The organism is Conchiformibius kuhniae DSM 17694, assembly GCF_000428785.1.
In the GTDB taxonomy this organism is placed as follows: domain Bacteria; phylum Pseudomonadota; class Gammaproteobacteria; order Burkholderiales; family Neisseriaceae; genus Conchiformibius; species Conchiformibius kuhniae.
The window spans coordinates 1-4553 of record NZ_AUAP01000044.1; the positions used below are offsets into that span (position 1 = coordinate 1).

General features: G+C 58.3%; 5 protein-coding genes. 2 read left to right on the plus strand and 3 right to left on the minus strand.

The features are described from left to right. Nucleotides 1-243: 243 nt before the first annotated feature. Both gcvT and G392_RS0109510 read right to left on the minus strand, forming a co-directional pair. Nucleotides 244-1341 carry a glycine cleavage system aminomethyltransferase GcvT gene (gcvT, locus tag G392_RS0109505; RefSeq protein ID WP_027010037.1) on the minus strand — a complete coding sequence of 366 codons (1098 nt, stop codon included), beginning with the start codon at nucleotides 1339-1341 and terminating at the stop codon, nucleotides 244-246. 70 nt (nucleotides 1342-1411) lie between these two features. Continuing rightward, on the minus strand, nucleotides 1412-3277 hold the full coding sequence (locus tag G392_RS0109510) for an ABC transporter ATP-binding protein (RefSeq protein ID WP_027010038.1): 1866 nt from the start codon (nucleotides 3275-3277) through the stop codon (nucleotides 1412-1414). 80 nt (nucleotides 3278-3357) lie between these two features. Here G392_RS0109510 and G392_RS0109515 point away from each other — a divergent pair, with 80 nt between their 5' ends. Next, nucleotides 3358-3915, plus strand: coding sequence for a hypothetical protein (locus G392_RS0109515; RefSeq protein WP_027010039.1), 558 nt, complete (start codon nucleotides 3358-3360; stop codon nucleotides 3913-3915). Then, complete coding sequence (locus G392_RS0109520) at nucleotides 3912-4199, plus strand: hypothetical protein (RefSeq protein WP_156900890.1); 288 nt, start codon at nucleotides 3912-3914, stop codon at nucleotides 4197-4199. Before G392_RS0109515 ends, G392_RS0109520 begins: the two co-directional genes overlap by 4 nt. Before the next feature lie 50 nt (nucleotides 4200-4249). Here the strand turns inward: G392_RS0109520 and G392_RS0109525 are convergent. After that, a partial coding sequence (locus tag G392_RS0109525) for an IS5/IS1182 family transposase (protein ID WP_027010041.1) occupies nucleotides 4250-4553 on the minus strand: 304 nt, incomplete at its 5' end.

Genomic DNA, 4553 nt, shown 5'->3' on the forward strand with positions numbered 1-4553 from the left:
ATCCACTGCCTGATGTTTGTGAAGCAAGCGTAGCTTGGGTTGAAACGAAGTGAAAACCCAACATTTTTCCGAAAATTTATGGATTTTGTCGGGTTTGCGCTTCGCGCCAACCCAACCGACACCTGCGCGGGAATGACGGTGCAGAGGTTTTTCGGCTTATTGATGACACGCCCTAACCATACTGCACAAAAAATCCTTGCAAGACAACACACCTTGCAAGGATTTTGATTTCAGCGCAAGCAATTAATCAAACAACTTCTTACCATTGCGAACAAACGGCAGTTTCAACACGCGCACCTCCGTCAGCGTGCCGCGAATGTCCACCTGCGCGGTGTCGCCCGTGTCTTTCGGCACGCGGGCGATGGCGATGGATTGCTTCAGGCTGGGCGAGAATGTGCCGCTTGTAATCACGCCCTCGCCGTGCGGCGTGACCACCGCCATGCCTTCGCGCAACACGCCGCGCGTTTCCAGCAGCAGCCCGACCTGTTTCACGTCCACACCCGCATTTTTCAGCGCGACCAAAGCGGTTTTGCCGACAAAATCACGGTTTTCGTCTTTCAAATCCACCGTCCAGCCCATGCCCGCACGCAGGGGGCTGGTGTCTTCGTCCATATCGTGCCCGTACAGATTCATGCCCGCTTCCATGCGCAGGGTGTCGCGCGCACCCAAGCCGCAAGGTTGCACGCCCGCTTCGCGCAGGGCGGCGAAAAAGGTGTTGGCTTCGGTGGCGGGCAAAATCACTTCCACGCCCTCTTCGCCGGTGTAGCCGGTGCGGGCGACAAACCAGTTTCCGCCCAAATCCGCGCCTTGAAACACCGCCAAACCGCGCACGGTGTCCACCCATTCGGGTTTGACTTTCAACAGTTTTTCAACGGCTTTGGGGCCTTGCACCGCCAGCATCGCCAAGTCGTAACGCGGGGTGATGTCCACGCCGAATGCCGCGCCGATGGCGTTGAATTGCGCCAAATCTTTTTCGCGGGTGGCGGCGTTGGACACGATGCGGTAGGCGGTTTCGGCTTCGTTGGCGCGGTAAACAATCAAATCGTCCATCACGCCGCCCTGTCCGTTAAGCATGGCGGAATACAAGGCCTTGCCGACAAAAGACAATTTGGCAACATCGTTCGCCAGCAGTTTGCGGAAAAAGGCTTTGGCGTTTTCGCCTTTCACATCGGACACCAGCATGTGCGACACGTCAAACATGCCCGCATCGGTGCGCACGGCTTCGTGTTCCTGAATTTGCGAGCCATAATTGACGGGCAGTTCCCAGCCGGCAAAATCGACCAGTTTGCCGCCTGCGTCTTGGTGGGCTTGGTGAAAGGGGGTGGTTTTGGGGGTAGTCATCATCGGTTCTCCGAAAAAAATCAGGGGGCGCGGCGATTGTTGCAGAACGCCCTGATTTTGGCAAATGTTTTCAGCTTTCCGACCACTGTTCGGGCAGGAAGCCGCCGCTTTGGTGCGCCCACAATTTGGCATACAGACCGTTTTGCGCCAACAGTTCGGCGTGGCTGCCCTGTTCGACAATGCGCCCTTTGTCCAGCACAATCAGCCTGTCCATCGCGGCAACGGTGGAAAGGCGGTGGGCGATGGCGATGACGGTTTTGCCCTGCATCATGGTGTCAAGGCTGCTTTGAATGGCGTTTTCCACTTCGGAATCGAGTGCGCTGGTGGCTTCGTCCAACACCAGCACGGGGGCGTTTTTGAGCATCACGCGGGCAATGGCGATGCGTTGGCGTTGTCCGCCGGAGAGCTTTACGCCACGGTCGCCGACATGGGCATCGTAGCCCGTGCGCCCCGTTTGGTCGCCCAGTTCGGCGATAAAGGCGGCGGCTTCCGCTTGTTCGGCGGCGCGGCGCATGTCGTCATCAGATGCGTCGGGACGGCCGTAGATGATGTTGTCGCGCACCGAGCGGTGCAGCAAGCCCGTGTCTTGCGTTACCAAGCCGATGTGTTGGCGCAGGTTTTCTTGGCGCACGTCGGCGATGTTCTGCCCGTCAATGGTGATGCGCCCGCCCTGTGTGTCGTAAAAGCGCAGCAGCAGATTGACCAAGGTGGATTTGCCCGCGCCGCTCCGCCCAATCAAGCCGACTTTTTCGCCGCTTTTTACGGTCAGGTTGAAATTTTCAAACAAGGGGCGTCCGTCTTCATAGCGGAAGTCTACGTTTTCAAAACGGATTTCGCCTTGCACGACCGTCAGCTCGCCCGCATTTGCTTTGTCGGTAACGCCGTGCGGGTGCGAGAGTGTGCCCATGCCGTCCGCCACCACGCCGATGTGTTCGAACAGTTGTGCCGATTCCCACATGATGTGCGCGGAAAAGTCTTTCAAACGCAGCGACAGTGCCACCGCCGTTGCCACCGCGCCCGCGCCCAATGCGCCTTGTTGCCACAGCATCAGCCCCAGTGCCGCCGTTGCCAGCACCAAACCGATGCCGATGCAGGCAGATGCGCTGCTCATCAGGGTTGCCAAACGCATTTGGCGGTGGACGGTGTGCATGAAGTCTTCCATCGAGTCTTTGGCATAGGCGGCTTCGCGGCGGCCGTGCGAAAACAGTTTCACAATGGCGATGTTGGTATAGGCATCGGTAATGCGCCCCGTCATCAGGCTGCGGGCGTCTGCCTGCTGCTGCGCCGCCCGCCCGATGCGGGGAATCAGTACGCGCATCATCATGCCGAACAGCACCGCCCACAGCACAAAAGGTATGAGCAAACGCGCATCGAGTGCCGACACAATCACCCCCGTTGCCACCAGATACACGCCCACATACACCAGCATTTCAATCAGCAGCATCACGGTATCGCGTACCGACAACGCCGTTTGCATCACTTTGGCAGACACCCGTCCGGCAAATTCGTTGTGGTAAAACGCCAGCGACTGGTTCAGCATGTGGCGGTGGAATTGCCAGCGCAAGCGCATGGGAAACACGCCTTGCAGGGTTTGCAGCCGCACGGTTTGGGCAAAAAAGCGGCACACCGCCAGCAGCACCGCCAACAGTGCCATGCCCGCCAAGGCGCCGCCTTTTTCGGCAAACAGCTCATCGGGGGCGTACTGCCCCAGCCAGTCCACCAGCACGCCCATAAAGTGAAACAACATCGCTTCCAGCACGCTGAACATGCCGACCAGCAAAACCAATAATGCCAGCCAGCCGCGCATGCCCGCCGTCCCCGCCCACACGAAGGCGGCAATCCCGCGTGCGGGCGGCGGCGCGGGTGCATCATCTGGATAGGTCTCGACACGGGTTTCAAACCAACGGAACATTTTTTGCAGGGTTTGCCACATCATTCCAAAGCAACTTTCGGGAAAAACGGCGATTATAGCGCGTTTGACGGCACGCAACAGACGCGATATAGTGAAAACCGACCATGCCGAAAGCACACAAGGATGCCGATGTGAACCGTTTTCTCACCCTGATGGTGGCGCTGTATTTTTTGGGCAGCCTGCTGGCGGGGCTGCTTGCCAATATTGCCGACATCATGCGCCCCGCGCCTGCCGGTTTGGCGGGGCAGGCGGCGTTCGGCTGGCTGCAACCCCTGACAAGCGGCACCATGTGGCTGTGCGCGGTATTCGCCACCGCTTCGCTGCTGCAATTGCAACGCTGCAACGAACGCGGCGAAATCCGCACATGGAATGCGGCGCGGGTGGCGGGCATCGTGCTGATGCTGGCATTGACCCTGCCTTCCGTACGGTTGTGGGCTTATGCCCTGTGGGATTGGACAAACGGGCGGCAAACGGTGTCGTTCGTACCGTTTGCCCACTTGTTGACCGCCTTGTGCCAGCCTTTATTGTTTGCTGCCTGTGCGGGCGCATTGTGGCGGCAGTGGCACATCGTGCGCCGCTTGCGCCGACTGCCGTCCGAGCCGCACACCAGCGTCTTCCCGCCGCCGCCCACCCGCTCCCACCCATGGAGACCACGCCGATGATGCCCCCCGAAACCCTGCGCCGGCTTTTTCAAACGGCTGACGATGCCTGCCTGAACGCCTTTGCCAACCGCCACGCCACTCTGCTGGCACTGCTGGACGAAACATGGACACGCTTTCAAGCCGAATGGCACACACAAGCCCCTGCCCCCGTTACCGAATACGCCGCCGACATCTCTCCCGACCAACTCAGCCACCACCCCATCGATGAAGCGGAAACCCTGCGTTTTTTCGAGCATTTCGAACGCGAACGCCTGCACAACGACAGCCCGTTCCGCAACCGATGACTGGGTGTGTCATCACTTAATCTTTTCTAATGAAAATCTAGGGCGTGTCATCAATTAATCCAAGAGACGACAGCAGCCAAATAAATTCCCCCCAAAAAAGCTGTTGCCGTCTTGTCATAACGGGTAGCAAGCGCACGGTATTGTTTCAAACGGGCAAAGAAGTTCTCAATCAAATGCCGTTTGCGGTACAAATCCTTGTCATACTCCCGCCGGTATTTGCGGTTGCGCAAACTCGGTATCACGACCTGTTTGCCCAAATCCAACAAGGGATTGACTACCCTTTTTGGGGCATCATAACCCTTGTCCGCAATTAGAACTTTGGCTTTCATATGGGGCAGCAGGCTGTCCGCTCCG

Excerpts from the sequence above, each read along its gene's own strand:
- gcvT (WP_027010037.1), bottom strand. The coding sequence starts at position 1,341 with ATGACTACCCCCAAAACCACCCCCTTTCACCAAGCCCACCAAGACGCA.
- G392_RS0109510 (WP_027010038.1), bottom strand. The coding sequence starts at position 3,277 with ATGATGTGGCAAACCCTGCAAAAAATGTTCCGTTGGTTTGAAACCCGT.
- G392_RS0109515 (WP_027010039.1), top strand. The coding sequence starts at position 3,358 with ATGCCGAAAGCACACAAGGATGCCGATGTGAACCGTTTTCTCACCCTG.
- G392_RS0109520 (WP_156900890.1), top strand. The coding sequence starts at position 3,912 with ATGATGCCCCCCGAAACCCTGCGCCGGCTTTTTCAAACGGCTGACGAT.